We start from the raw sequence: 23032 nt of genomic DNA, 5'->3' as shown, positions 1-23032 counted from the left end.
AGCCACGAGACGACATGCTTCCCTCCCAGCGCCATCTGTTCGATATCCCACGCGGCGTCTGCTACCTGAACTCGGCATCCTACAGCCCGCTGCCGTTGAAGACGCTCGACGCCGGCCGCGCCGCGGTCGGGCGCAAGGGCCAGCCCTGGACCATCGACGCCGGTTTCGCCGGCCGCCAGCATGAACGCGCCCGCACCGCGGCGGCACGCCTGATCAATGCCGATCCTGATGACGTCGCGCTGATCCCGGCAATCAGCTACGGCATAGCGACCGTGGCGAAGGCGCTGACCGTTCCCCGCGGCACCCGCGTCGTCGTGCTGGAGAACGATCACTCCTCGCCGGTGCTGGAATGGCACGCCCGCGCCGAGGCGCAGGGCTTCGTCGTCGACACCGTGCGCCAGCCCGCCGACGGCGACTGGACGTCGGCGGTGCTTGCAACGATCGACCGCTCAGGCGCGCCGCCGGTCGGCCTCGCCTCGATCTCGTCAGTGCATTGGTCCGACGGCGGCATCATCGACGTCGACATGGTGCAGGCCGCGCTGCGGCGGCAGGGTGCGATGTTCGTGATCGACGCGACGCAGAGCGCGGGTGTCGTCGCGATGGACGTGACACGACTTGATCCGGACGCCGTGATCTTCCCCACTTACAAATGGCTGATCGGCCCTTACGGCCGCGCTTTCCTGTACGTTGCAAAGCGCCACCAGAACGGCGTGCCGCTGGAGCAGACCTCCGCCGGCCGCCGCAATGTGAACTCCGAGAACCCCGTCTATTTCGGAGATCTCGCCTATGTCGACAATGCCCGGCGTTATGACATGGGCGAGCGTGATCATTTCATTACGCTGGAGATGGCTTCGATCGGCATGGAGATGATAGCGGAATGGGGCGCTGCTGCCGTCAGCGCGCGGCTCGCGATGCTGAACGGGCGGATCGCCGATGGGGTGCGCGATCTCGGGCTCAATTTGCTGGCGCGCGGCCTGCGTGCGCCGCACATCCTGAGCCTCGGCATGGCCGGCGGAATTCCGAAGGAGCTGATCGCGCGGCTCGCCGCGGAGAACATCTATGTCGCGCTGCGGCTCGGCCGGATGCGGATATCGCCGCACGTCTTCAACGACGAGGCGGATGTCGAGCGCCTCATCGCCGTCTTGACCAAAGCGCTGCGCGGCTAGCCGCGCTTTCGTCCCAGCGCCACGACGCTGAACAATTCAATCGCCAGCGCGACCGCGACCCCCGCCGCACCGATCACGAACAGCAGCGCATAGTCGCCGCCGCTCTGCGCGAACAGGTAGGACAGGCCGTAGGCGCCCGCCGCCTGGAACAGTGCGAAGGTCGTGGTCGCCTGCGCCCAGGCCGAGCGCTGGCTCGCGGCGGAATGCGGGATCAGCTCGTGGATGCGGCCGATCACCAGCGGCACGATGCCTGGCGTGAAGCCGCCGACGATGAGGCTCGACACGATCAGCGCGGCGGGCGAGTTCGTCACGGCGGGCAGCGCGACCGCAACGGCCTCGATCAGGAACGCCGCGCGCAGCGCCGCAGCGAAGCCGGCGCGATCGGCGAGATGTCCCGTCAGCAGCGGGCCGACCACGGCACCGATGCCGTACAGCACCCAGTAATATGATCCTGCCGCGATCCCCTGCCCGAGGCCGCGGGCGACATAATCGACCAGGAACACCATATGCGGCACCAGCGCCAGCGCATTGAGGCCATATTCCACGCACAGCGCGATCACCAGCGGCGAGCGCACACCATGCGCAGCAACAGGCTGCCCGGCCGCAGCATGCGCGGCAGGCACTTCCGCGGGCCATGCCTTCCAGCTGATCAATGTCAGCACCGCCGACAGCACGCCAAGGCCGTACCAGGCCTGCTTGACGCCCTGCTGCAGCAACAGCGGCACCAGTGTGCCGGATGCGGCGACGCCCAATCCGACACCGGCGAAGATCACGCCGCCGATCAGGCCGCGCTTGCTCGGCGCGGTGTGCGGCAGGATCGTGCTCGCCGCCAGCACCATGATCACGCCGCCCGTCACGCCTGCGAGAAAGCGGAAGCCGAAGAACCAGATGAAGGAGATCGGCACCGAGCACGCAAAGCAGGTGATCGCGGCCAGCAGCATCATGCCGCGCAGCGCCCACACCGAGCCGATCCGCGCGCCGAGGTCGCGGGCGATCAAGGCGCCGGCGAGATAACCGGCAAGATTGGCGGCACCGAGATAAACCGCTTCCGCCGGCGTGAACCACTTTGCTGCGATCAGCGCCGGAATCAGCGGCGTGTAGGCGAAGCGCGCCAGCCCGAGCCCGACCAGCGAGGCGCAAAGTCCCGCGGCAGCGGACAGCCACAGCGGCCCGCCGGCATCGCGATGCGGCTCGACGCGATGGCGCCGGTCATGATCGACATTGGCTGACATGGACATCGCAGTAGGCCCTCCGGCCGTTCGTGAAAAATGATTAGTTACGATCGCAGCAATCGATCGCAGCGATCACAGCTCACCTCTCCCGACGAGAGAGGTGCCCAGTTCGATGTGCCAAAAGCCGTGAGCGCCTCAGTGTCCGGCGCTCTGGCCGCCGTCGACGTGCAGGATCTCGCCGGTGACGAAGGCCGCGCCCTCCAGGAACAGCACGGCGTCGACGATGTCCTTCATCTCGCCCATGCGGCCGACCGGATGCAGCTTGGCGAGGAAGTCGTGGGTCTCGGGGGCGTGCATCGGCGTCTTGATCACGCCGGGCGCCACTGCGTTCACGCGGATGCCCTTGGCGGCATATTCGATCGCAAGCGACTTAGTCGCCGCGCTGAGCCCGCCCTTGGTCAGCGAGGCCAGTACCGAAGGCACGTTGCTGTTGGCATGGTCGACCAGGCTCGTCGTGATCTGCACGATATGCCCCGACCCCTGCTTCACCATCTCCTTCGCCACGCGGCGGGTGATGTAGAAGAAGCCGTTGAGGTTGGTTGCGAGCACCGACGCGTAGTCCTGGTCGGTGTGATCCGTGAACGGCTTGGCGACGAAGATGCCGGCATTGTTGACCAGCGTGTCGACGCGACCGAAGCGCGCCAGCGCCTGCTTGACGACTCGGTCCGCCACCTCGGGATCGCCGATGTCGCCCGGGACCGCCAGCACATCGGCATCGGTCGATGGCTTGATGCTGCGGGAATTGGCGACGACGCGATAGTTGCGGTCGCGATAGCCCTTGACGAGCGCCTCGCCGATCCCCTGCGACGCACCGGTGATGATGGCAACCTTCTGCTCTGCACCCATGATCTCTCTCCATCTGTGATGAGGCTGCGACAGCGCCGCCTCGATGGAGAGCAAGCTAGATACATCCGCTTTCCGCGCGAATGCCCGCTATTCGGCAGACACTCTTCCGCGACGCGAACGACTGGCCTGGCTGGCCTCACGTGTCAGCCGCTCGAAATAGCGCTTCAGCCGCGGCGCCGCGAAATCGACGAAGGCGCGCACCTTGGGCACGTCGAAGCGACCTTGCGGCGCCAACAGATGCACCGGCAAGGCCGGATGCTCGTCCTTGGCAAGCAGGATCTGCAATCGCCCGTCACGGATTTCCTCGGCGATGTGATAGGAGAACAGCCGGGTGACGCCGTGCCCTTCGCTGGCCGAGGCGACCGCCGCCCGCACCGTGTTGACGACCAGGCGCGGCGCGAACTGGACCGCGCGCGCCACCCTCGACTTCGCGGCCGGCGGAAAGCTCCAGGAGTCGAGCCCGAAATGCGTCATCGCGATGATCTGGTGCTTTGCGAGATCAGCCGGCTCGCCGATCACGGGATGCTGCGCGAGATAGCCGGGCGACGCCGCGACCACGCGACGCACCTCGCCGAGCTTGATCGCGACAAAATTGGAATCGGCGAGCTGCGCGATGCGCAGCGCGACGTCGATGCCCTCGTCGATCAGGTTGACGGTGCGATCGAGCATCACGAGCCGCACCGTCACCGCCGGATACTCGGTCATGAAGGCGTCGATCAGCGGCCGCAGCACGTCCTCGCCGACGACGACGGGTGCGGTGATGGTCAGCGTGCCGCGCGGCGCCGACCGTTCGCCGCCGGCCGAGATGTCGGCCTCCTCGAGCTCGCTGAGGATCCGCCGGCACGCCGCCGCGTAACGCTGGCCGGCGTCGCTCAGCTTCAGCGACCGCGTGGTGCGATGAAGCAGCTCGGCCCCGACATGATGCTCGAGGAACGCGATCGCCCGGCTGATCGCCGCCGGCGAGCGCCGCAGCTTCCGCCCCGCACCGGCAAGGCTGCCCTCGTCGACCGCCGCGACGAAGACCTTCATGGCGTCGATGCGGTCCATCGCTCTCCCCGGTTCGCGGCCGCCGCTAGCCCTTTACATCATACTGCTTGCTGAGATGATCGCCGATCTGCACCAGCATCGCGACGCATTCGGGATAGCCGGGCCTTGCCACCGTGGCTTCGTTGGCACTGGCGCGGAATTCCCAGCTGTCGCCGTCGCACAGCACGGAGATGTCGATGCCGTCGGGGCAGTCGGCATGGGCCTTCAACTCGGCCCGCGCCATCGCGACGAGTTCGGCTTCGGTCTTGATCGGCTTGCTCATGTGACGGCGTCCTTCCGGCTGGCGACAATCAGCCATGGTTGCCGATTTGGCGACGAAATGTCGAGAGGACGCACCCGATCACGGGCTGTTGCAATTGACAAATTGCAGGTCCCCGGCGAACATCGGGCTCGGTCGATACCACCCGCCGCTTGCACCCCGCCCCGGGGACGGTGAACGTATCAAGCCAGGTTTCAGGCTTCCTTTGCCCGCACGAACGGGTCAGCAATGCAAGCCCCTGACGCTTTCCGTTCGTCGATGCAAAGGCTGATCCCATGCGCGACTTTCGTGATGCCAAGGCCATGGCGCAGACACTGCGCGAAGCGCTCGCCGCCAAATCGATCCCCCTCACCCACAGCGACAGCCTGGAGCTGATCGCCAGATTGTTCGGCCAGCGCGACTGGAACACGCTGGCGGCGCGGATACAGGCCGCCGGACCGCCGAGCACGCCGGCACAGGCTGCAGACTCCACCGCAGAATCACCGCCGATCGTCATGCGGCAGGAAGTCGCGGTGGATTCAGCCGCGCTCAACAATTATGCCGGGTTCTACAAGCTCAACGACCGCGCCGTGTTCACGGTGACACCTGACGGAGATCATCTGGTGATGCGACTGACCGGGCAGCGCCCGATGCGGTTCTTTGCAGAGAGCGTGACCGAATTCTTCGCCAGGATCGTCGACGCGCAGGTCAGCTTCGTTGTCGGACCGGACGGACGTGCCAGCTCGCTGATTCTGCATCAGAACGGCAGCGATATCGCGATGGCGCGCATCGACGCCGCAACGGCACGGAAGATCGCCGATCAGACGGCGGAGCGCGTCAAGAACCAGTCGGCCAATCCTGGAACCGAAGCTGCGCTGCACCGGCTGATCGATGGGATCGCCAGGGGGAATCCCAACTACAATGAGATGAGCCCGCCGCTGGCGGCGGCGACCCGCAAGCAGATGGCGTGGCTTCAGCCCCTCGCGGACCTCGGCACGATCCAGTCGATCCGCTTTCTCGGTGTCGGCGAGCAAGGCGAAGACGTCTATAGCGTCAGACAGGCGAACGGCGCTACGCACTGGCGCATCGCGCTCGACGACAAGGGGATCATTTCGACCGCGTGGGTGACTCCCGGCCCGTGAGAGCCGGCGCCGCTCGAGCGTTTTCAAGCGAAGTGGACACCGGTTCGCCTGAATAAAACGCGTCAAGACAAAGATCTAGAGCTTCGGTTCTGATTCAATCAGAACCGAAAATGCTCTACGGAGTCGCGCCGGCGCGGCGCTCGCCCTTGATGACCGGCAGCGCGCTGACCGGCGCGGCCTTCGGCTTCTCCGGCAGCGATCCGGTCGTAACCGGATCGGTCAGCGGCGCGCGGGCGGTGGCGTCGGGAAAGCGGGTCTTCATTTCGCGGATGAAGCCGTCGAGCGTGTCGACGCTGGCGGCCATCCGCGCGATCTGGGCGAACTCGGCGCTTGAGGTCGCGACCGGCTTGCTGGCCGCGTCGAACGCCAGCTTGTCGGCATCGCCGGACATCAGCGGCGCGTATTTTTCCCGGAATCGGGACAGGCCGATGGTGTCCTCGGCGAGCGCATAGCCGACCACGGCGCGGATGACGTCGGCCTTCTCGCTCGGATTGAGCGGGGTGAAGTCGCGCCAGCGGTCGCCGTAATAGAGCTCGATCTGCTCTGATGCCTCGCGCCAGTGCCGCGACGCCCAATAGATGTCCGAGCGTAGCCGGATCGCCTCGCGGCCGGTGATGTTCGAGATGATGTCGAGCGCGAGGTCGTGGCGACCGACGTCGCTCTGCGCGCGCGCCTCGAGCAGGAGCCGCTGCTGGCGCAGTTCGCCGGAGAGATCCGCAATGCGGGTCGAGCGCAGCGCGCCAATGGCGCGGTCGGGCTTTCGGTTCATCAGATAGACCATCGCAAGTCGCGCGGCGACCTGGGCGCGCGCCGCGCCTTCGAGCCGCTTGTCGACCTGGTACTGCAGGAGGTCGGCGGCCTGGTCGAGCAAATCGACGCCGACGAGACGGTCGGCGAGACGGCGAATCATCTCGTCGCCGCGGCGGCCGATCGGCGTCAGCTCGCGATAATCGTAGAAGGTGCCGAGCGCATCGATCGGCGCCATCTCGTCGCCCTTCGGGCCGAGATAGAGCTGCACGAACAACGCCGAGGCGGCATCCTGCGCCTGGCGCGATTCCGGCGCGTTCGGCTGCAGCCGTGTCGCCGCGCGGGTCACCGCGAAGGCATCGGCGTAGCGCGCGGTCTCGGCATAGATCTTCGACAGCACGTACAGCGTCTTCAGTTCGATATTGTCGCCGCGCCACAGCATCGACAAGAGCTCGAGCTCCTTCAGCACATCGTCGCGGCCGATCTCGCCGCGCTTCTGCCGCAGCAGCGTCTCCAGCAGTCTGCCTTCGGCGGCGGCCTGACGGTCGGGCGCACTGGCGGCGAAGCGATAGGCGTCGAGCGCATCCTTCTCCTGGCCGAGCGCTTCGGCGAGCCGGCCGCGCAGCACCGCAACCGCGGGCTTGAGCGCGTCGGGAACGCCGACCACGTCGAGATCACTCTTGCGCCGCGCGGCGCCGGCATAGTCCTTGACCTCGAGCGAGGCCTTCATCGAATCCATGGTGACGATGCGCTGCAGATCGGGGGGCAGCGTCGCGACCGCGAATTCGGCGTTCTTGAACTTTTCGCGCGCCTCGGGCCATTTGCCCTCGCGGGCGAAGGCCAGCCCCTTCCACAATTGGGAATCGTAACCGTTGCCGATCACCGGATTGGCGAGGTCCTTGAGGCCCTGCGCCGGGTGCCCGATCAGGATGCTGGCAACCGCGTGCACCATCACCACGGACGCCGCCTCGCTGCCGCGCTTGCTCTCGGACAGTATCAGATTGGCGACACCATGGGCTTCCTGGTACATGCCGCGCGCCATGTAGAAATCGGCGAGATCGAGCCGCGCCTGCGGCAGCTGCTCGGCATTGGCCGTCGAAGCCGCCGCAATCAACCCGTCGAGCTGCTTGAGGAAATTCTCCGACTGGTTCTTGCGCCACTCGTCCGGATCGAACAGCGGCTTCACCGCCGCGGTCGCGCGCTCGGCGGCGACGTCGGCCGACGACAGCGTCAGGCCGCCGGGCCGGCCCAGCACCACCTTGTCGGCGCCGACCTCCGCCTTGACGTCGTCGGCGTTCGGATGAACCACGACGCCGTGAATTGATTCCAGCAGCGAGAGCTCGACGAAGTCCTGCCGCTTGATGATGCCGCGGGTCGGCGGCGGCGCGGTCACGACCCAGAGCGTATCGCCCGCATCGGGATCGATCAGTTTGTGGAGCTGGCCGGGATTGGCGAGCGGCACGCTGACATTGGCGAGCGAGGGCTCGCTGATATTGCGCACCACGCTGAGCGGCAGCGGCGGCTTCTGCACCCGGTCGGCGAAGGTCAGCGTCCAGCTCACGCCGCGCGAGCGATCGTCGCTCTCGAGCGACGGCATCTGCGGCCGGTTGAGGCGGAAGCGCACCGCCTGCCCCTTCTCCAGCGCGATCCGGTTGACATCTGATATCAGCGAGCCGGCCTTGGCGCGGATCGGATCGATGTCGATCGCCTCAGGCGTGTCGAACACCATCCAGACCGTGTCGGCGCGTCGGAACAGCGCCGCCGGCGTCGCGCCGGGGAATGAGAACGTCACCCGCAGCCCGTCGCTGTCGCGCAGGGCTTCGACCGCGGACGAGGCGCTGGCGCGCGCCTCTGCAGGGGGTGACGGCGCCGCCGCTGGCTTCGGCGCCTCCATGGCCGGCGCGGCTGCGACAGCAGGCGCAGGCTTTGGCGCGTCGCTTTGTTCCATCGCAGCGCCGCCCTCGCGCGGCGCGGCCGGTGCAGCGGCCTTCTCGATCTCGGCCACCGGCGCCGCGGCGATCTTCGGCAGCTCCGAATTGGGCAGCTCGGATCTCGGCTGTTCCGATTTGGCGGGCGCGGGCACCGGCTGTTCGGTCGTGGCCTGTTCTGACTTGACCGGCTCCGACTGCATCTGCTCGGACTTTGCCTGCTCGGACCTTATCTGTTCCGATTTGGCCGGTTCCGCCTTGGGTTGCTCTGCCTTGGGTTGCTCGGACTTGATCTCGATCTTGGCCTGCTGCGCGATGCTCTCCGACGTCACCGGCGCGATCGCAGCCGCCCCTTTCGGTTTGCCGCGCGGCGTCGGCAACAACGAGCTCAGCGAAGGCTTCGCCGCCTGCTGCTGCTCGCTCTGCTGGAAGGCGACATCGACAATGTAGTTCTTCTCGTCGCGGAACGAATGCACGTCGACATCGCCAATCAGCGTCACGTCGACCGCCGAGGTATCCGTGTCGGCGCGCGAGCTGATCGACGCGACGTTCGGGGGAGCGGCAACCTTGGCATCGGCCAGGTCGAAGCTCAGGACCGAGTTGAAGGACAGCGTCAACTTCTGCTCGTTCAGCACCGAGGAGACGCTGACCCCGTCGGGAACCTCGAACACGAAACGGACGAAGGTGGGCTGCACCAGTGCGCGAACCCGGATCGGCGGCTTCTTCTTGGCGGCATCGGCGGCACGCTGGATGCGCAGCAGACGCTCGGCGGCACGGGCGCGCTCCGCCAGCTCGCGGATCACTTCCTGCGGCAACGACGGCGGCGGGCCGGTCCAGCCGTCGGGCAGGAAGTCGACGAAGATGCGCTCGCCGGCGGTCATGGTGTTGATGGTGACGCGGCGCGCCAGCGACAGGCGGATCGCCGAACCGTCGGGATCGCGGCGCGCAGCGCCGACATAATCGGGCACCGCATCGGAGAGTTTCTCGACGGGGATATCGACCGGACGCTTGAAGCGGATCACGATGATCGAGCCGGCGGTCGTGACCTCCGACTCGACATCCTCCGTCAGCTTCAGCACCAGCCGGGCATAGCCGTTCGCGGCGGAGAATGTCGCCTCGCCCGGCACCGCCGGCGGGTCCTGGGCCCGCACTGTGGTCGGACATGTGAGGGTTGCAAGGGCAAGGCCGGTGGCGAGCAGGCACAGACGCGCAGTCCGCGCCCAGGCGCGGCCTCGCGACCATGTTTCAGCGGCAGCCGTTCGCGCCATCTCGAAACGTCTTCTCGGGACCTCAGCCATACCAGCGCGAAGCGCCCTCGCCCACGCGTTCCGATCTTGGATCGGGCGGCGTTAAGGAGCTGTTAACGTCAACGGATTGTTTCCGACGGGGCAACGAAGCAACCAGGCAGGTGTGTTTGAAGTGGGTTTCGCAGCCGGCTTGGCCCCTGCGGTAATCTGCCGGCAATGGGTGTATCAGACCACAGTCGAACGTGTTTGCCGCATGGTTAAAGAACACTTGCCATCACATTGGAACGGCTCGCGGAAATGGATGGTTCAAGCTGCCGCTTGCTACGACGAGATTCGACATCCAGGATCATCTGAAAGCACTTGAGCAGCAAACCGCTTGTAATTGCAGCGGCGCTGGATGAGGACGATCCATCTTTCGTCGCTACGGCTATCGCCGACGTCGCGAAGGCGCGTCGCCTGGCTCGCGCACGAAACCTACCGAAAATTAGCCTCCGAGGCTGACACGCTCCGTCAATTCGTCTTCGGCGTGAGCATCTTGCCTTCGATCTTGGGCAGATCGTCTGTTGAAACCGACTTGTCGCCGCCGGCGCGGCGGGCGAGTTCGACCGTGAGCCGTTCGGCGGCCTCGGGCTGCATCAGGCCGAGGATGTCCGACATCTTGCGCGGCTGGATCTGCGAGGCGATCTGGTAGAGCACGGTCATCTCCAGCCGATCGAACACTTTTGCGGCGTCCTTCGGCTTCATGTTCTCGTACATGGTGACGATGCCCTTGAAGCGGGCGGCGTCGGCTTCTGCCTTGGCCGCCGCATCGGCATTCGCCTTGGCATCATTGGCCTTGGCCTCCTCGACCTTGGCCTCGATGCGCTTCTCGGCGGCCTTCAGCAGGCTTTCGCGGATCTCGACCTCGCGGGCGCGCGTCTCGAGCTCCTGGCGGCGCGACTGCAGCCGTTCCAGGATCGCGCGTTCGGACGCCGACACCGGCGGCGGCGCATCCAGATTGACCACCACGCCGTCGGGCTTGGGCGCCTCCGCGGCCGGTGCGGCCGGTTTCGGAGCCTCGTCCTTCTTCGCGTCCTTGCCCTCGACCGATCCCGTGATATCGCCGGGATCGGCCTTGATCTTGCCGTCGGCAACGGACTTGGGAGCGCCGGGGAAGTTGAAATTCTGCTGCGCCCAGGACGGGCCGGCCGACGGCGCGTCGTCGGCAAACACGTAACCGCCATCGAGCACGAGGCCCGCGACCTTCAGCACCATCAGGCCGAAGATCGCGACCAGCACCACGGGCATCACTCTGATGTCACGAAGCAATTTCATGCAGCGAGGCCGCCGGCCCTCCTGCGCTCGGTGAAGGCTTCAGCCGCCGCGGCAACCGCGCGCGCCGCCGAAACCCTGGGTGCCTGCGCCGCCGGCGCAGCAGGCGCCGCTGCTGCCGGTGCATGCGCGGGCTCCGGCGGACGCGCGGCCATCGCGATCTTGGACAGGCGACGCACCACACCATCACCTTCCGCCAGCTGGTTCTTCAGCTGCGCCGACATCTGCACCGCCGCATCGAGCTGGTTGCCGAGGTTCTCGTTGACGTCGCGCACCGCGTGCTTCAACCCGCCGATCGCCCGCTCGGCGATCTCGGTCGCGGTGATCAATTCGGCGATCGTCGCCTTCAGCGAATGCTCGTCCGCCTTCAGCCGCTGCAGCCGCTTGTTGAGCAGCCAGCAATAGCCGATCGTCAGCATCAGCAGCACGGCCACCAGACTCTCGATTGCCAGTCCAAGCACATGACTCATGGTGCCTCCATCATCTTGGTCCGCTCGTCCGCCTTCTCGAACATCGCGAAGGTGGTTTGGGGTTTACGCAAATTCTTGGTGACGCGGATCGCGACGCGGTCGCCGACGCGGCCCATGCGCCCCTCCGTCAGGGTGACATTGCCGCAGCGGACCGAGACCAGCGCGTCGGAGCGGATGTCCAGCGGCAGCGTGTCGCCGACCTTGAGCTTCATCAGCTCCTTGAGCGGGATATCGGCCTCGTACAGTACCGCATCGACCGCAATCTCAGCCTGCGCCACCTCGGTGGCGAAATGGCCTTCCCAGATCGGATCGCGGCCGAACTTTTCGCCCATGAACATCTGCAACAGCACGTTGCGGATCGGTTCGATGGTGGCGTAGGGCAGCAGCAATTCGATATTGCCGCCGCGGTCTTCCATGTCGATGCGCAGGCGCACCAGGATCGCCGCGTTGGCCGGGCGGCTGATCGCGGCAAAGCGCGGGTTGGTCTCGAGCCGGTCGATCGTGAAGGTCACCGGCGACAGCGGCCGGAACGCCTGCTCGGCATCCGACAGCACCACCTCGACCAGCCGCTTCACGAGGTTGGTCTCGATCGTGGTGTAGGGCCGGCCCTCGATCTTGAGCTGGGTCTGGCCGCGGCGGCCGCCGAGCAGCACGTCGATCATCGAATAGATCAGGTTGGAGTCGACCATGGCGAGGCCGAAATTCTCCCATTCCTCCGCCTTGAACACCGAGAGCACCGCCGGCAGCGGGATCGAGTTCATGTAGTCGCCGAAGCGCACCGAGGTGATGCGGTCGAGCGAGACCTCGACGTTGTCGGAGGTGAAATTGCGCAAGCTGGTCGTCATCAACCGCACCAGGCGGTCGAACACGATTTCGAGCATCGGCAGGCGCTCGTAGGACACCATCGCGGAATCGATGATGGCGCGGATGCCGGAATGATCGTCGAGGCTGACGTCGCCGACCGTGAAGCCGAGGAGATTGTCGATCTCCTCCTGCGACAGCACGCGCTCGCCGTTGGTGTTCTTGCCGCCGAAGTCGCGGCTGCCGTCCTCGACCATGGCGGCCCATTGCAGCGCCATGTTCTCGGTGAGCTCGTTCTTGGCAGCTTCCGCCGCGGCCGCCGCGGGATCCTCGGAATCGAGCGAGGCTTCCCACTGGGCCGCAATGGCGTCCTGGTCCATCTGGTCGTTGCCGGCCATGGCTTTACATCCGCCCCGTCACTGGATCACGACTTCCTTGAACAGCACCGCGTTCACCTGGTTAGGCGCCAGTGCGAGGTTGACCCGCTTGGTCAGCTCTTCCTTGAGACGGAACAGGCCGGCCGAGCCGTTGAGGTCGCTCGGGCGCAACTCGCGCATATAGGTCTGGAACAGGTCGGTGACGCGCGGCAGCGCCGGCTTGATCGCCTCGACCTGCTTCTCTTCCTTGATCTCGAGCACGAGCTTCAGCTTGAGATATTGCACCCGCTCGCCGGGCGCGCCGACCAGATTGACCAGCATGTCGGGCACGTCGACGAAGCTCGGCGGCTTCGGCGGCGGCGCTTCGGCGTGCTGCTCCTCGCCGTGACCGCGCATGAAGAAGAACCATCCGCCCGCGCCCGCGCCGAGCACGACGAGGAAGCCGACGACGGCAATGATCAGCTTGAGCTTGCCCTTCTTCGGAGCGGCCGCGCCCTCGCCGCCATCCGTCTTTTCCTCGTCCGCCATCGTCCGCTCGCTTCGACTCGAAGGATGCGAACGCGATTTGCCCCAGCTTTGGCTTGAAGACGCGATACAAAGGCCGCCGGCGCACACGCGCCCCAATGCCGGCAACACTGGGGCCATAATGGTTAACGGAAGATTAGGATTTACCTTCCACTAGGAAAAAACTGCCGGGCAACATGGTCAACAAGACCTTTCTGCCGCCCGGGACGGCGCCCTGCAAAACACCTAAACCATTCAAATATCTGATTATTTCAAGTTGGCACGGGTTTCGCTGAGAGGACGACGTGACTGGCGGGTTTGGGAGAACCCAATGGTTACCGACGGTCCGGCGTGAAGGTTTGGGAGAACCATTCGCATCGGATCACCTCACAGGGGAGAACCACCGATGCAGAATACGCTTCTGGTCGGACTATCGAAGCAGATGGTGCTGGAACGGCAGATGGATGTCGTTTCCAACAACATCGCGAACATGAACACCAACGGCTACAAGGCCGACCGGTCGCTGTTCCAGGAATATCTGTCCTCGAACGCGCATGAGGACAATTTCGCGTCCTCCGACCGCCGCGTCTCCTTCGTGCAGGACCGCGCGACCTTCCACGACTTCTCGCAGGGCCCGACCGAAGAGACCAAGAATCCGCTCGACGTCGCGATCGACGGCAACGCCTTCCTGGTGGTGCAGACGCCGGGCGGCGAGCGTTACACCCGCGACGGCAACCTTCAGATCAATAATCGCGGCCAGCTCGTCACCGCCTCGGGCTATCAGGTGCTCGGCACCGCCGGCCCGATCACGTTCCAGCAGACCGATCACGACGTCAACATCGCCCCCGACGGCAACGTCAGCGTGCTCGAGGGCACGTCCCGCCTCGACTCGATCCGCGGCAAGCTGCGCCTGGTCTCGTTCGCGCAGGCCCAGCGCCTGCTGAAGGAAGGCTCCAACCTTTATGTGCCGGGCGAAGGCGCGGTGCCGCAGCCGGACACCAAGGCGCAGATCCGCCAGGGCTTCATCGAGAAGTCGAACGTCAATTCCGTCGTCGAGATGAGCCGCATGATCGAGATCACGCGGACCTACACCCAAATCGCCTCGCTGCTCCAGCAGCAGAGCGACCTGCACAAATCGGCGATCGAGAAGCTCGCCGACGTGCCGAACTGATCCGGGGGACTGACAGATGCGCGCACTCTATACCGCGGCGACCGGAATGGCGGCACAGGAACTCAGCGTTCAGGTGATCTCCAACAACATCGCGAACCTGCGTACCACCGGCTACAAGAAGCAGCGCGCCGCGTTCCAGGACCTGATCTACGACCATGTGCGCCGGGTCGGCGCGCAGGCCTCCGACCAGAACACCATCATGCCGATGGGCATCGACCTCGGCGGCGGCGTCAAGACCGTCGGCACACCGCGGATGATGACCCAGGGCACGTTGTCGCCGACCGGCAACGATCTCGACATCGCGATCCGCGGCGAAGGCTTCTTCAAGATCCTGATGCCGGACGGCACCTTCACCTACACCCGCGACGGCTCGTTCCAGATGGACAATCAGGGCCGCATCGTCAACGCGCAGGGCAATTTGGTGCAGCCGACGATCACGATCCCGCAGAACGCCTCCGGCCTCACCATCAATGCGCAGGGTCAGGTCTCGGTAACGCTGCCGGGCCAGACCGCATCGACCACGATCGGCCAGATCGGCTTGACCCGCTTCATCAACAAGGCGGGCCTGATGCCGATCGGCGACAATCTGTTCCAGGAAACGCCGGCCTCCGGCCAGCCGCAGGATGGCATCGCCAACACCGACGGCTACGGCGACATGCAGCAGAGCAATCTCGAACAGGCCAACGTCGAGGTGGTTTCGGAAATCTCCGACCTGATCGCCGCGCAGCGCGCCTATGAGATGAACTCGAAGGTGGTCTCCGCGGCCGACCAGATGATGCAGTCGACCTCCAACCTGTTCCGCTGAGGATGATGTCGATGATCGCCCGCTCGTTCCTGATCGCAGCCGCGCTCCTCGCGGTGACCGCGCTACCAGCTGCAGCGCAAGCCCGCGGCGAGACCATCGCGGTGCCGACGCTGCGCGCCAGCGTCACGGTCGCGGACGACATCGTGCGAGTCGGCGACCTCATCGACAACGCCGGCAGCGCCGGCAGCATTGCGATCTACCGCGCGCCCGACCTCGGCACCACAGGCACGCTGCCGGTCGCGCAGGTGCTGAACGTGCTGCGCACTCACCAGGTGATCGGCGTCGACACCCGCGAGCTGAAGGAGATCACCGTCACGCGGCTCGCGCGCACCATCGACAGCAAGGAGATCGAGCAGCAGCTGACGCGCGCGCTGGAGGGCCGCCACGGGCTCGGCAGGGCCGGCAACATCGCGCTGACCTTCGACCGCGATCCCGGCGACCTCCGCCTCGAGGCAACCAACACCGGCGCGATGCAGCCCGTCGCCGTGCGCTACGACCCGCGCTCGACGCGTTTCGACGTCACCTTCGAGGTCAGCAACGAAGCCGGCACGGCTCCGTACAAGCTGCGCCTCACCGGCACCGCGATCGAGACCATCGAGGCCGCCGTGCTGACGCGCAATGTCGAACGCGGCGACGTGCTGAAAGCCTCCGACGTGGTAGTCGAGCGCCGTCCGAAAGCCGAAATCGGCAACGACGCGGCGGTGCGCGACAGCGCCGTCGGCATGCAGATGCGCCGCCAGATCCGCGCCGGCCAGGCGCTGCGCACAGCCGACATGGCAAAACCCGATCTCGTCACCCGCGACCAGAACGTCACGCTGGTCTACCGCACCTCCGGTCTCTACCTCACGATCCGCGGCAAGGCGATGGATGGCGGCGCCGAGGGCGATGTCGTCAACGTGATGAACCTGCAGTCCAAGCGCGCCGTCACCGGCGTCGTCACCGGGCGCGGCGAGGTTTCGATCTCGGTCGCGACGCCGCGCGCAGCGCCGGCCGCCGACGCCGCCTCTTCAGATTCCGCTCCCGTCAAGCTGAGTTCAGTCGCACCAAACGCCGAGTGAAGTTCATGTCCCAGTACCGCATCAACCGCCTCATCCTGACCGGTGCGCTGCTCGCGCTCGGAACGATCGCCAGCGGTTGCTCGTCGATCGACCGTCTCTCCCAGATCGGCGAAAAGCCGAAGCTGACGGAGATCGAGAACCCGACGGCGCAGCCCGGCTACAAGCCGGTGCAGATGCCTATGCCGAAGCCCGAGGTCGCCTCCTACAGCCCCAACTCGCTGTGGCGCAGCGGCTCGCGCGCCTTCTTCAAGGACCAGCGCGCCGCGCGCGTCGGCGACATCCTGACCGTCATGGTGAACATCACCGACAAGGCCGCGATCGCCAACGAAACCCAGCGCAGCCGCACCAATTCCGAAGATTCCGGGGTGACCAACTTCCTGGGCTCGCAGACCATCACGCAGGCCAACAAGATCCTGCCCGGCCGTATCCTGACCGCCGACTCCACGGCCTCGAGCGACGGCAAGGGCTCGGTCAACCGCCAGGAAGCATTGCAAACCAACGTCGCCGCCGTCGTCACCCAGATTCTCCCGAACGGCAATCTTGTGGTCGAAGGCAAGCAGGAGATCCGTGTCAACTACGAAATCCGCGAGCTGATCGTGGCCGGCATCGTGCGTCCGGAAGACATCCAGAGCGACAACACGATCGACTCCTCGAAGATCGCCCAGGCCCGCATCGCCTATGGCGGCCGCGGCCAGATTACGGACGTGCAACAGCCGCGCTACGGCCAGCAGGTTCTCGACGTGCTCTTGCCCTTCTGACGGGCATGATCCCGAAAAGTGGAAACCGGTCTTCGGAAACGGATCATGCCTGAGTAAGACTTTTTCGAGCTCCCACATCTCGTCGCGAACCTAGGCGTGGCGCGGTGTACCAACACGGCCCTCGCTAGCTCCCCTGGCGAGGGCCGTGGCGTTCTTGTGACCGGTCCAATGCACTCGCGCGATCGTCACGCATCAGTCCGATACCGCTTCGCGCAACTCGCGCGATCGCTTTCTCGGTTCGTTAACCGTTGCAGCAGCCCGCAGTAGCAGTCCCGACGCTTGCAACGTAGCAAGGAGACAACGCAGGGTTTTCTGTTTCTATGACGGTCATGCAAAGAGACGGACAATATGCGGCGTGGTTCCGGACGCCGCGGGGCGAAGGCACCGGAATAGTCCAGCTCGCAAACGGCAGGATCACAGGCGGCGACGCCATGTTCACCTATGCCGGCTCCTATCAGCTCGATGAGGACCGCTTCACGGCAGTCCTCACGACGCACCGATATGCCGACGGCCCGTTCACCACCGTGTTCGGATGCGACGAGGTCGAGGCGCAGCTGACCGGCACCTTCCGTGGCAATCGAGCGGTGTGCTCGGGCACCGCCAAGCAGGCCCCCGGCGTGCTGTTCGAAGCCACGCTGTTTCTGCAGCAACAGGAGCCGGCGCCCGCCCCCGGCCCCAAAACCATGGCAACGCGCGCGGATCTGACGAGGCTGCCGAAGCTCCCCGACCGCCGCACGGCCGTCGTGACGCGGCGCTTCAGCTGATCGGTCCGCAATCCCGATGGCATCTCCGCCGCTTCAGGCGTACCATCGCGCATGCGCGAAGCGCAGCACGATCGATGCAGCCGGCAGGAGGAACGCATGTATGCCGCCATCCGTCACGCCAAGGCGAAGACTGGTAGCGCCGAAGAACTCGCGCGCCGGATCAAGGAAGGCGCAATTCCGATCATCAGCGATGTCGAAGGCTTCATGGCCTATTACGTGGTCTATGCCGGCGACGACACGGTCACCGCGATCAGCATCTTCAACAACCATGCCGGCGCCGAGGAAGCCAACCGCCGCGCACTGGCCTGGATCGATGACAATCTCGGCCCGTTGCTGGTCGGGCAAGTCACGGCAATTGCCGGACCGGTGATCGTGCACACCAAGGCGTGACGGCCGCTTCCCCGGCAAAGTTCACCCGGCAGGACTTTCCTGCTGCACGCCGGGCGCGTGCCGCATCATCGCGATCTCTTTGAATTCACTGACGCGCCGGATGGCACGCCATTTGCTCCACGATTGCAGCATTGCAACGGGGACAGCGCGCGCAGATGGCGTCGATCTCGGCCTTTGGGCCGGTCACAGGCAAGCGTGACGACTGGCACACTGAAGAAGCCGCTGACGGCCGACGCTGCCGGATCCACACAATCCACTGGCGGCAACCCATCCGACGAAACCGTCGAGCAGAAATTTCTCGAATACGCGCAGATGAGCCCGATGGACCGCATGCACGCGAATATCCTCAAGAGCATGGGTCTGTCCGAGCAGGACCTGAAGACCATGACGCCGGATCAACGCGCCGCGGTCGAGCAGAAGATCAAGGAATTGATCGAGCAGTCGTTCGAGAAGAACGCCGGCAAGGCCGGCCAGGCGGTCGACATCTCGGCATAGCGACGTCGCCGGCTCTGGAGCCGGGGCCAGGGAGCTGACGCCCGGACGGAGCTGTCGGAGATCGTGATCCACGCGACAATCGTCGAGGCTCGCGGTATGATGACGCGAACGCCACATGGGCGGAACGAGCACAGACACGATCGCAATGGGCACCAGGCCGACCACGGTCATGAAGCTCGTCGCACATGCTTCCTGCGGCGCCGTCGGCGCCTTTGTGTTCGGCCTGTGCCTCGCAAGCACGATCAAGCGCTTCGATGGCCTCTCCCTCGCTGTCACGATTCTATTCGCGGTCCCTGTCATCTCCGACTGGTTCTGGACGCGCCGCGAGGTTCGCCGGCTGGCTGCCGGCGAGATGGCCAATCAGCAGGCAACTCAATTCCTCTGGTCTTATCTCTTCTTCACCATGCTCTCATCGGGTTTTGGCATCGCGGTGATGGCCGTGATCTTGCAGTCGGCGGACTTCACGCGGACATTCGGCGCAATCGTGTTCGGCGTGCTTACGTGCATCGGAATCTACCCGCTTGTCCGCGACGCGAAACGCCTTGCCGATACAGTGGAGCCGCGCACGATTCCTTGATCTCGGCAGGCTTTGCCGCCTCGCCTCGATCGCTAGGCGGACACGGCTTGCGGCATCGGCATTCCGCGCAAGGTCATGAACGATCTGCCGAGCATCGCCTCGATCTTCATCGCCGCCAGCCACAGCAGCGCACCGCAGGTCAGGTCGATGACGTAATGCCCGCCGATCGGAAGCGTCGAGACGAGGACGAGGAGATTCCAGATCAGCGTGATACCGAACAGCCACCGTGTGTCGATCGTCGCGAAAATCGTCATCAAGGCAAGACAGGTGTGGAACGACGGAAAGGTCACGACGCCCTGCAGATTGTTCAACGGAAGTTCCGGAGACACGCCGTTGCGGAAGTACTCGAACTTCGCGGGATGATAGATCCCCGCGTGCTCGGGCAGCGCATCGAGGATCGCGACGGGATGGTCGAAAGAGACAAAGGCCCCCTTGATGGTGAACGATCTGTTTCCCGATATTGCTGACACCGGGACCTGAGTTCCCGTGCGCAGAACGCAGGTTCCCCGGCGCGGTCCGGGCTATCCGGGGTCGGACCTGTCGCTCAGGACCACGAAAACCTTGCCGCCGAAGTCGTATCGCGCGACCGCGCGCATGCCGAGCCGCAGATGCGCCTTGAGCGAGCGCGGATTGTCTTCCCTGATGAACAGGATCGCCTCGCGGCCGGGAAACGTTGCCTGAAGCCTGGCGTAGAGCGCCTTGAGGACGCCGAGGCCGCGCGCGTCCTGGGCGACGCACACGGGGCCGTACACATACGCATCGGGACTCCCCGGCCAGGCCTTCAGCATGGCCTGCACCGGCGGCGCCTCGCCGAATCCCTCCTCCGACGTCAGGAGCGCGCCGAGCAGCCTGCCTTTATCGCCGGTCGCGATTACGATCGATTGTCCGCGTGCAATGCGCGTCTCAATCACCTCGCGCGGCCACTGCCCGAGCAACATGTTGCCGCGGTCGCCGGTGTTGGCCGTCAGCAGCGCTGAGATCGCTTCCGCATCCGACGATGTGGCGAGCCTGGTCTCGATCATCGCGGACGGACCGGATCGGCAAGCTGCATGCCGGCGCAGCTCATGCCTTCTTCTTCGCGGTTGCGCGAGCGCCCGCGGCCGCCTTCTTCGCCGGCTTCTTCGCAGTTTTGCTGGATTTGGCCTGGTTGAGCTCGATCGCGGCATGGATCAGGGCCTTCAGCGCGCGGTCGTTGATCTTGTCGCCCTCGAACAGATCGATCGCGCGCCGTACATTGCCCTCGAAGCCGGTGTTGAACAGCTTGTCGGGGTCGGGAAGTTGCGCGCCATACATGAAGGTCAGCTTCACCTTGCCCTTGTGGGCGTTGCCGACCGCGATGATGCCGTCGCGCGACCACACCGGGCTGCCCATCCACTTCCATTCCTCGACGATTCCGGAGTCGGCGGCGAGGATGCTCTTGCGCAGGCTGGCGAGCGTCTTGCCGCGCCAGTCGGTGAGATCCGCGATCATCTGGTCGATACGTTCCGATGCCGTCATTGCTGCCTCGCGTTATAAGCCTGTCCCATGCAATCACATTTGGAATGTCCAGACATCACGCTTGTGACGCCCGGGTCGATGCCCCACGCTCGCGCCGCGGCGCCAGATAGGGCAACGCGAACAGATACAGGCCGCTCAGCAGCATCAAGATCAGCGGGAACAGCGCCAGCAGGCCGATCCAGACGGCTTGCTGCTGCAGCACCATCGCGACGATGTTGATGATGACGGCAACCGTAAAGGCGATCGAGAGCCAGCGGTGAAATTGCCTGATCCAGTTATTCCAGTTCATGTGATCTCCTGTTGGGTCGGTGCAAATTTGTGTATTGCCGTCATTGCGAGCGAGGCGAAGCATCCATCGCACCGAGTACGCGGATCGATGGATTGCTTCGTCGCTATCGCTCCTCGCAATGACGAGAGAGAGAGGACGATCAGCCTTCGCGCACCAGCAGCTGATCGAGATTCTCAAGGAACTGCTTCCACCCGGCATGGGCGCCGCCATAGGCCTGCTTCTGATGCGGCTGGAAGCCGGACTGCTCGACGCGCAGATGGGTGCCCTTCGCCGTCGGCGTCAGCGTGAAGACCACCACGCTCTCGAGATTGTAGGCGGCATCCGCATGCGCGAAATTCCAGGTGTAGGACAGCGTCTTGTGCGGCTCGACGGCAAGCACTTTGCAGTCCAGCACACCGCCCCAGTCGCCGCGCAGATTGAAGCTGTGCCCGACCTCGGGCTTGAAGTCGTTCTTCATCAGCCACTCCTCCATCAGGTGCGGTTGCGTCAGCGCGCGCCAGAGCTTTTCCGGCGGATGGGGAAACTCGCGCTCCACGATTGCAGAGCGCGTTTCAGCGGTGGTCCTGTTCATTGGTCCATCCTTTTGAGAAGATCTTCGAGGTGGTCGAACCGGTTCTGCCAGAAGCCCGCCATCTGGCTGGTCCAGTCGATCAGCGGCGCCAGCGCGCCGAGTTGCGCGCTGTAGTGCGTCTGCCTTCCTTCATGGCGGTCGCGCACCAGCCCGGCCTGCTTCAGCACGCCGAGATGTTTTGACACCGCCGGCTGCGAGATCTTTGCCCGCGCGGTCAGCGCGCCGACGGTCTGCTCGCCCTCACGGCACAGGCGCTCGAAGATCGCCCGGCGGGTCGGGTCTGCGAGGGTTCGAAACAGCACGTCGTGAGCGTCCGGCATCGGATCAATAGCCCGCTGGTTATGGATTAACGTATAACCAGACGGCTATGTATTTGTCAAGCGAGAAGTTGGGGAACGCCGACCTGGCGATCGTGCCGCAATATGCTGCAATACCTTCGGTGTGCTTGGCGCGGAATTGGCCGCGCCGACATACCCATAACTGATTGGCTATCCATCAGCCGCTGATTTGCCCGTTCGGGCAACTGAGCAAAGCCTGTCAATCCCGCAATAAGAAAATATTCCGCTTGGCGTCTGACCCAACTCATCGCGGGCATGCGGATGTTTGGCTCACAGACCGCTAAACATGCTTGGTGTCGTCCCTGCGAAAGCAGGGACCCATAACGGGTCCCTTCACGACATCCGCCGCCGAGTATGGGTCCCTGCTCCCGTGCGCAATTGCGCACTAGGCAGGGACGACGATTGCGGGCGTGGCGGTCGCAAGCGCTCGAATGCACCGCGTTGCGAAGGCACTGCGCATGACCTACACATATCGCGCGGTGCGGTCCTTGTTCACGGAGAACCTTGATGTGCCAGCTCTGCGAAATCACGCCTTCCAGCCGAACCTCCCGGCGTGTCTTCCTCGCTGGCGCGGCGTGCACCGCGGTCAGTCTCACCCTTGCGCCGGCTGTGACGGCCAAAGAGAAAAAACGGCCGCCGAAGCCGCAGAACGTGCTGCCGCCGGGCGCCGCGCTCGACCGGCTCGTGAAGGGCAACCTGCGTTATGTCGAAGGCGTTTCGCGGCGGCATGATTTCAAGCACGAGCGCGAGGCGCTGTCCGGCGGACAGAATCCGTTCGCCGGCATCCTGAGTTGCGCGGACTCCCGCATCGCACCGGAATACGCCTTCGATACCGGTCGCGGCGATCTGTTCGTCTGCCGCGTCGCCGGCAATTTCGCCAGCGACGAGATGATCGCGAGCCTGGAATATGCGCAGTCCGTGCTCGGCGTGCCGCTGTTCATGGTGCTCGGTCATGACAGCTGCGGGGCGGTCGACGCCGCGATCAAGTCGCTGAAGGACAACACCACCCTGCCCGGCCATCTGCCCTCGCTGGTCACCGCGATCGCGCCTGCGGTGAAGGCGACCGAGGGCAAGCCGGGCGACCGGCTCGCCAACGCCATCAGGCAAAACGTCATCGACAACGTCGCGATGCTCAAGACGGCGACGCCGATCCTCAGCGCCGCGGTCGATCAGGGCAAGCTCCGGATCGTCGGCGCGGTCTATCGGCTGGCCGACGGCAAGGTCGAGCTGGTCACGGACGCCAGGCGACCGGCGACCTGAAAG

At 65.1% G+C, this 23032-nt stretch carries 26 protein-coding genes; 11 read left to right on the top strand and 15 right to left on the bottom strand.

Features of this window, described 5'->3' with window-relative positions; genetic code table 11:
* Window positions 1-14 precede the first annotated feature (14 nt).
* Entirely contained in the window at window positions 15-1166 is a 1152-nt protein-coding gene (locus tag ACVW1C_RS34525; protein WP_456762085.1) for an aminotransferase class V-fold PLP-dependent enzyme, read from the top strand.
* On the opposite strand, the gene ACVW1C_RS34520 is transcribed toward ACVW1C_RS34525, so the two are convergent.
* The 4 genes from ACVW1C_RS34520 to ACVW1C_RS34505 form a co-directional block, all read right to left on the bottom strand.
* Entirely contained in the window at window positions 1163-2404 is a 1242-nt protein-coding gene (locus tag ACVW1C_RS34520; protein WP_456762084.1) for a YbfB/YjiJ family MFS transporter, read from the bottom strand. The two genes, ACVW1C_RS34525 and ACVW1C_RS34520, sit on opposite strands and share 4 nt — an antisense overlap.
* A 129-nt stretch (window positions 2405-2533) precedes the next feature.
* Window positions 2534-3244 carry an SDR family NAD(P)-dependent oxidoreductase gene (locus ACVW1C_RS34515; RefSeq protein WP_456762083.1) on the bottom strand — a complete coding sequence of 237 codons (711 nt, stop codon included), beginning with the start codon at window positions 3242-3244 and terminating at the stop codon, window positions 2534-2536.
* Window positions 3245-3331: 87 nt separating this feature from the next.
* The gene (locus tag ACVW1C_RS34510; protein WP_456762082.1) at window positions 3332-4291 is read right to left on the bottom strand and encodes a LysR family transcriptional regulator; all 960 of its coding nucleotides are present in this window, start codon (window positions 4289-4291) and stop codon (window positions 3332-3334) included.
* Between the two features lie 25 nt (window positions 4292-4316).
* Window positions 4317-4553 carry a hypothetical protein gene (locus ACVW1C_RS34505; protein ID WP_456762081.1) on the bottom strand — a complete coding sequence of 79 codons (237 nt, stop codon included), beginning with the start codon at window positions 4551-4553 and terminating at the stop codon, window positions 4317-4319.
* Between the two features lie 272 nt (window positions 4554-4825).
* Here ACVW1C_RS34505 and ACVW1C_RS34500 point away from each other — a divergent pair, with 272 nt between their 5' ends.
* Window positions 4826-5671 carry a glyoxalase superfamily protein gene (locus ACVW1C_RS34500; protein WP_456762080.1) on the top strand — a complete coding sequence of 282 codons (846 nt, stop codon included), beginning with the start codon at window positions 4826-4828 and terminating at the stop codon, window positions 5669-5671.
* Between the two features lie 115 nt (window positions 5672-5786).
* Here the strand turns inward: ACVW1C_RS34500 and ACVW1C_RS34495 are convergent, their stop codons facing one another.
* The 5 genes from ACVW1C_RS34495 to fliL all read right to left on the bottom strand — a co-directional run bounded on the left by ACVW1C_RS34495 (window position 5787) and on the right by fliL (window position 13080).
* Complete coding sequence (locus ACVW1C_RS34495; protein WP_456762079.1) at window positions 5787-9614, bottom strand: tetratricopeptide repeat protein; 3828 nt, start codon at window positions 9612-9614, stop codon at window positions 5787-5789.
* Window positions 9615-10103: 489 nt separating this feature from the next.
* The gene (locus ACVW1C_RS34490) at window positions 10104-10907 is read right to left on the bottom strand and encodes a MotE family protein (RefSeq protein WP_456762078.1); all 804 of its coding nucleotides are present in this window, start codon (window positions 10905-10907) and stop codon (window positions 10104-10106) included.
* Entirely contained in the window at window positions 10904-11374 is a 471-nt protein-coding gene (locus ACVW1C_RS34485) for a DUF6468 domain-containing protein (protein WP_456762077.1), read from the bottom strand. Before ACVW1C_RS34485 ends, ACVW1C_RS34490 begins: the two co-directional genes overlap by 4 nt.
* Window positions 11371-12573 carry a flagellar motor switch protein FliM gene (fliM, locus tag ACVW1C_RS34480; RefSeq protein WP_456762076.1) on the bottom strand — a complete coding sequence of 401 codons (1203 nt, stop codon included), beginning with the start codon at window positions 12571-12573 and terminating at the stop codon, window positions 11371-11373. The genes ACVW1C_RS34485 and fliM overlap by 4 nt, the downstream gene beginning before the upstream one ends.
* An 18-nt stretch (window positions 12574-12591) precedes the next feature.
* Entirely contained in the window at window positions 12592-13080 is a 489-nt protein-coding gene (gene fliL, locus ACVW1C_RS34475) for a flagellar basal body-associated protein FliL (RefSeq protein ID WP_176530235.1), read from the bottom strand.
* 382 nt (window positions 13081-13462) lie between these two features.
* Here fliL and flgF point away from each other — a divergent pair, with 382 nt between their 5' ends.
* The 8 genes from flgF to ACVW1C_RS34435 all read left to right on the top strand — a co-directional run bounded on the left by flgF (window position 13463) and on the right by ACVW1C_RS34435 (window position 19074).
* Entirely contained in the window at window positions 13463-14227 is a 765-nt protein-coding gene (flgF, locus tag ACVW1C_RS34470; RefSeq protein WP_092115410.1) for a flagellar basal-body rod protein FlgF, read from the top strand.
* Window positions 14228-14243: 16 nt separating this feature from the next.
* Window positions 14244-15032: a flagellar basal-body rod protein FlgG gene (gene flgG / locus ACVW1C_RS34465; RefSeq protein WP_173637555.1), complete on the top strand. Its 789-nt coding sequence runs from the start codon at window positions 14244-14246 to the stop codon at window positions 15030-15032.
* A gap of 2 nt (window positions 15033-15034) precedes the next feature.
* Window positions 15035-16090, top strand: a complete 1056-nt coding sequence (gene flgA, locus ACVW1C_RS34460; protein WP_456762075.1) for a flagellar basal body P-ring formation chaperone FlgA — start codon at window positions 15035-15037, stop codon at window positions 16088-16090.
* A gap of 5 nt (window positions 16091-16095) precedes the next feature.
* Window positions 16096-16848, top strand: a complete 753-nt coding sequence (gene flgH / locus ACVW1C_RS34455) for a flagellar basal body L-ring protein FlgH (protein ID WP_173637557.1) — start codon at window positions 16096-16098, stop codon at window positions 16846-16848.
* Window positions 16849-17177: 329 nt separating this feature from the next.
* Window positions 17178-17612 (top strand): hypothetical protein, encoded by a 435-nt coding sequence (locus ACVW1C_RS34450; RefSeq protein ID WP_456762074.1) that lies wholly within the window; start codon window positions 17178-17180, stop codon window positions 17610-17612.
* A gap of 96 nt (window positions 17613-17708) precedes the next feature.
* Window positions 17709-18002, top strand: coding sequence for an antibiotic biosynthesis monooxygenase (locus ACVW1C_RS34445; protein WP_207831121.1), 294 nt, complete (start codon window positions 17709-17711; stop codon window positions 18000-18002).
* Between the two features lie 195 nt (window positions 18003-18197).
* Complete coding sequence (locus tag ACVW1C_RS34440; RefSeq protein ID WP_456762073.1) at window positions 18198-18497, top strand: hypothetical protein; 300 nt, start codon at window positions 18198-18200, stop codon at window positions 18495-18497.
* A 115-nt stretch (window positions 18498-18612) separates the two neighbouring features.
* Window positions 18613-19074 (top strand): hypothetical protein, encoded by a 462-nt coding sequence (locus ACVW1C_RS34435; RefSeq protein WP_456762072.1) that lies wholly within the window; start codon window positions 18613-18615, stop codon window positions 19072-19074.
* Window positions 19075-19106: 32 nt separating this feature from the next.
* Here ACVW1C_RS34435 and ACVW1C_RS34430 read toward each other — a convergent pair whose 3' ends face one another.
* From ACVW1C_RS34430 to ACVW1C_RS34405, 6 genes are all read right to left on the bottom strand, one after another.
* A complete protein-coding gene (locus ACVW1C_RS34430; protein WP_456762071.1) occupies window positions 19107-19544 on the bottom strand; it encodes a phosphatase PAP2 family protein in 438 nt (145 codons plus the stop codon).
* Between the two features lie 51 nt (window positions 19545-19595).
* Window positions 19596-20096, bottom strand: a complete 501-nt coding sequence (locus tag ACVW1C_RS34425; protein ID WP_456762070.1) for an N-acetyltransferase family protein — start codon at window positions 20094-20096, stop codon at window positions 19596-19598.
* Window positions 20097-20136: 40 nt separating this feature from the next.
* Window positions 20137-20571: a DUF1801 domain-containing protein gene (locus tag ACVW1C_RS34420; protein WP_456762069.1), complete on the bottom strand. Its 435-nt coding sequence runs from the start codon at window positions 20569-20571 to the stop codon at window positions 20137-20139.
* A 55-nt stretch (window positions 20572-20626) separates the two neighbouring features.
* Entirely contained in the window at window positions 20627-20860 is a 234-nt protein-coding gene (locus tag ACVW1C_RS34415) for a hypothetical protein (protein WP_176530227.1), read from the bottom strand.
* A 139-nt stretch (window positions 20861-20999) separates the two neighbouring features.
* The gene (locus ACVW1C_RS34410; protein WP_456762068.1) at window positions 21000-21431 is read right to left on the bottom strand and encodes an SRPBCC family protein; all 432 of its coding nucleotides are present in this window, start codon (window positions 21429-21431) and stop codon (window positions 21000-21002) included.
* Entirely contained in the window at window positions 21428-21751 is a 324-nt protein-coding gene (locus ACVW1C_RS34405; protein WP_050403489.1) for an ArsR/SmtB family transcription factor, read from the bottom strand. Before ACVW1C_RS34405 ends, ACVW1C_RS34410 begins: the two co-directional genes overlap by 4 nt.
* A gap of 525 nt (window positions 21752-22276) precedes the next feature.
* On the opposite strand from ACVW1C_RS34405, the gene ACVW1C_RS34400 reads away from it, so the two are divergent.
* Complete coding sequence (locus ACVW1C_RS34400) at window positions 22277-23029, top strand: carbonic anhydrase (protein ID WP_456762067.1); 753 nt, start codon at window positions 22277-22279, stop codon at window positions 23027-23029.
* Window positions 23030-23032 lie beyond the last annotated feature (3 nt).

It is taken from the genome of Bradyrhizobium sp. USDA 4011 (assembly GCF_054063415.1).
This window is presented reverse-complemented; position numbering and strand designations above follow the sequence as displayed.

Coding starts and splice junctions, on each gene's coding strand:
- ACVW1C_RS34495 (WP_456762079.1), bottom strand. CDS start 9,614: ATGGCGCGAACGGCTGCCGCTGAAACATGGTCGCGAGGCCGCGCCTGG.
- ACVW1C_RS34500 (WP_456762080.1), top strand. CDS start 4,826: ATGCGCGACTTTCGTGATGCCAAGGCCATGGCGCAGACACTGCGCGAA.
- flgG (WP_173637555.1), top strand. CDS start 14,244: ATGCGCGCACTCTATACCGCGGCGACCGGAATGGCGGCACAGGAACTC.
- ACVW1C_RS34505 (WP_456762081.1), bottom strand. CDS start 4,553: ATGAGCAAGCCGATCAAGACCGAAGCCGAACTCGTCGCGATGGCGCGG.
- ACVW1C_RS34490 (WP_456762078.1), bottom strand. CDS start 10,907: ATGAAATTGCTTCGTGACATCAGAGTGATGCCCGTGGTGCTGGTCGCG.
- ACVW1C_RS34485 (WP_456762077.1), bottom strand. CDS start 11,374: ATGAGTCATGTGCTTGGACTGGCAATCGAGAGTCTGGTGGCCGTGCTG.
- ACVW1C_RS34425 (WP_456762070.1), bottom strand. CDS start 20,096: ATGATCGAGACCAGGCTCGCCACATCGTCGGATGCGGAAGCGATCTCA.
- flgH (WP_173637557.1), top strand. CDS start 16,096: ATGTCCCAGTACCGCATCAACCGCCTCATCCTGACCGGTGCGCTGCTC.
- flgA (WP_456762075.1), top strand. CDS start 15,035: ATGATGTCGATGATCGCCCGCTCGTTCCTGATCGCAGCCGCGCTCCTC.
- flgF (WP_092115410.1), top strand. CDS start 13,463: ATGCAGAATACGCTTCTGGTCGGACTATCGAAGCAGATGGTGCTGGAA.
- ACVW1C_RS34515 (WP_456762083.1), bottom strand. CDS start 3,244: ATGGGTGCAGAGCAGAAGGTTGCCATCATCACCGGTGCGTCGCAGGGG.
- ACVW1C_RS34445 (WP_207831121.1), top strand. CDS start 17,709: ATGTATGCCGCCATCCGTCACGCCAAGGCGAAGACTGGTAGCGCCGAA.
- ACVW1C_RS34410 (WP_456762068.1), bottom strand. CDS start 21,431: ATGAACAGGACCACCGCTGAAACGCGCTCTGCAATCGTGGAGCGCGAG.
- ACVW1C_RS34525 (WP_456762085.1), top strand. CDS start 15: ATGCTTCCCTCCCAGCGCCATCTGTTCGATATCCCACGCGGCGTCTGC.
- ACVW1C_RS34405 (WP_050403489.1), bottom strand. CDS start 21,751: ATGCCGGACGCTCACGACGTGCTGTTTCGAACCCTCGCAGACCCGACC.
- ACVW1C_RS34415 (WP_176530227.1), bottom strand. CDS start 20,860: ATGAACTGGAATAACTGGATCAGGCAATTTCACCGCTGGCTCTCGATC.
- fliL (WP_176530235.1), bottom strand. CDS start 13,080: ATGGCGGACGAGGAAAAGACGGATGGCGGCGAGGGCGCGGCCGCTCCG.
- ACVW1C_RS34520 (WP_456762084.1), bottom strand. CDS start 2,404: ATGTCCATGTCAGCCAATGTCGATCATGACCGGCGCCATCGCGTCGAG.
- ACVW1C_RS34420 (WP_456762069.1), bottom strand. CDS start 20,571: ATGACGGCATCGGAACGTATCGACCAGATGATCGCGGATCTCACCGAC.
- ACVW1C_RS34450 (WP_456762074.1), top strand. CDS start 17,178: ATGCAAAGAGACGGACAATATGCGGCGTGGTTCCGGACGCCGCGGGGC.
- ACVW1C_RS34435 (WP_456762072.1), top strand. CDS start 18,613: ATGGGCGGAACGAGCACAGACACGATCGCAATGGGCACCAGGCCGACC.
- ACVW1C_RS34510 (WP_456762082.1), bottom strand. CDS start 4,291: ATGGACCGCATCGACGCCATGAAGGTCTTCGTCGCGGCGGTCGACGAG.
- ACVW1C_RS34400 (WP_456762067.1), top strand. CDS start 22,277: ATGTGCCAGCTCTGCGAAATCACGCCTTCCAGCCGAACCTCCCGGCGT.
- fliM (WP_456762076.1), bottom strand. CDS start 12,573: ATGGCCGGCAACGACCAGATGGACCAGGACGCCATTGCGGCCCAGTGG.